Below are 2101 nucleotides of genomic sequence, written 5' to 3'. Positions count from 1 at the left end.
GAGCGGAAGGAGGGGCGGGGGTGTGACTCCGCTTCGGGGTCCATGTGTCAAGAATTCCTTGACAGTCAGAGGCTTGTCAAGAAATCATTGACAGCACGGAGGCGGGGGGAAACCATGGACGAGGAACGGGCCCACGCCGTCTACCGGCGCCTGGCGGTCGAGGTCTTCCCCGACGAGCTGCGCATGGGCCTGAACCTCGGCTTCTACCGGACCTTCGCCGTGCCGGGCATCGCCGAGGTACTGGTCGGCACCGGCAAGATGACCGGCCGCCCGGTGGAGCGGGCGAAGGCCACCGGCGTGCTGATGTACACCCTGATCGAGCACGGTCCGCGGGCGCCGGAGGGGCGTCGCGCGGTGGAGGCGCTGAACGGTCTGCACGCCCACCTTCCGGTGGGGCAGGAGGAGTTCGTCTACGTGCTGGCGGCGTTCTGCGTCTCTCCGCTGCGGCACATCGACGCCTTCGGCCGGCGCGCGACGACCCCGTGCGAACGGGAGGCCGCCCACCGCTTCTACGCCGGGCTGGCCGACCGGATGGGGATCCGCGGGGTGCCCGGCTCCTTCGCCGCCCTGGCCGCGTGGATGGACGCCTTCGAACGGCGTTCCTTCGCGGTCACGCCGGAGGGCAGGGCGCTGATGGACGCCACCCGGGGCGTCCTGGCGTCCCGGCTGCCGCGCCTGCTCGCTCCGGTGGCGCGTCCCGCGGTGAACGCGCTGTTCGACGAGCGGCTGCTCGCGGCGTTCGGCGCCGCACCCGCGCCGCGGGCGGTGCGGCGGCTCGTGCGGTTCGCCCTGGCCGTGCGGACCCGCGGGCGCGCGTCGTCCGGAGGCGTTCCCCCGCTCCCGCCCTCCCGCACGTGATCGGCATCGCCCGTCAGGAGGCGCCCTCGGGGCGAGGGGGAGCGGTGCTGTCCCGGACGACGAGTTCGGTGGCGAGCTCCACGCGGGTCTGGGCCAGCGGTTCGCCCCGGGCCAGCTTGACCACCATGGTCGTGGCGGTGGCGGCCATCTCGGTGAGCGGCTGGCGGACCGTGGTCAGCGGCGGGACGGTCCACTGCGCCGGACGAAGGTCGTCGAAGCCGACGACGCTCAGGTCCGCCGGGATGCGCATCCCGGCCTCGGCGGCCGCCCGGTACACGCCGAGCGCCAGTGCGTCGTTGCAGGCGAAGACGGCGGTCGGCGGATCGGGGAGGCGCAGCAGCTCCCGCGCGTTCCTGAGGCCCTCCTCCGCCCGGTAGTCGCCGAGGCGGACGAGCGCCGGATCCACGGGAACGCCCGCGGTCTCCATCGCGGTCCGGTAGCCGTCGACCCGCGCCCGGCTGGCGAGGGCGTGTTCGGGCCCGGTGATGACGGCGATGCGCCGGTGCCCGAGCTGGAGGAGGTGCCGGGTGGCCGAGAGCCCGCCGTTCCAGTTGCTCGCGCCGACCGAAGGGGACGCGTGGGCCGGTTCCCCGTTGGGGTCGACGAGGACGAAGGGGATGCCGCGGCTGCGCAGTTGGCCGCTCTGGGTGTCGGTGAGGACGGAGTACACCTCGATGATGCCGGTCGGGCGGCGATAGAGGACGTCCTCGACCCAGCCGTGACCCGGCGTCTGGCGGCCCTGCAACTCGGACAGCACCACCGCCAGCCGGTGTTCGCGCGCCACGTACTGGACGCCCTTGATGATCTCGATGTGGTAGGAGTCCCGGATCTGGCGGAAGACGAGCTCCAGCACGGCGGCCGGCCGGGCGGCCCGCTTCTGCCGCCGGTGCCCGTGCCTGCGGATGATGTCCTCGATGAGGGCGCGGGTCCGGGGCGCGACGTCCTCGCGCCCGTTGACCACCTTGGAGACCGTCGCCAGGGAGACTCCCGCGTGCGCGGCGATCTGCGCGCTGGTCAGCGGCCGGGTCGGCGCACCGCCGCCGGGGGCGCGCGGGTCTGTCGAAGGCATAACGGAAAGTCTAGCCGCTTCGAATTTTTCGATCCCGATCAGGCGGTAGCGACAGGGGACTTGACGGCCTCGCAAGCCCTTTCTACAGTCCCGTCACTCCGAACTATGGGAGAAATGAACGAAATTTTCGACCGGGGGCGGCCCGTCCCCCCTCACACCCTCACACCCCCACAC

Annotated in this window: 2 protein-coding genes; one reads left to right on the top strand and one right to left on the bottom strand. The window is 72.3% G+C overall.

Annotation, left to right across the window (positions count from 1 at the left end):
• Positions 1-114 precede the first annotated feature (114 nt).
• The gene (locus ADY01_RS35110) at positions 115-858 is read left to right on the top strand and encodes an oxygenase MpaB family protein (RefSeq protein WP_053171558.1); all 744 of its coding nucleotides are present in this window, start codon (positions 115-117) and stop codon (positions 856-858) included.
• 13 nt (positions 859-871) lie between these two features.
• Here ADY01_RS35110 and ADY01_RS35105 read toward each other — a convergent pair whose 3' ends face one another.
• A complete protein-coding gene (locus ADY01_RS35105; RefSeq protein ID WP_049580892.1) occupies positions 872-1927 on the bottom strand; it encodes a LacI family DNA-binding transcriptional regulator in 1056 nt (351 codons plus the stop codon).
• Between the last annotated feature and the right edge of the window lie 174 nt (positions 1928-2101).

Source organism: Streptomyces sp. SBT349 (assembly GCF_001083795.1).
Taxonomy (GTDB): domain Bacteria; phylum Actinomycetota; class Actinomycetes; order Streptomycetales; family Streptomycetaceae; genus Streptomyces.
Note: the sequence above shows the minus strand (reverse complement) of the source record. Positions and strands in the feature narration are given on the sequence as shown.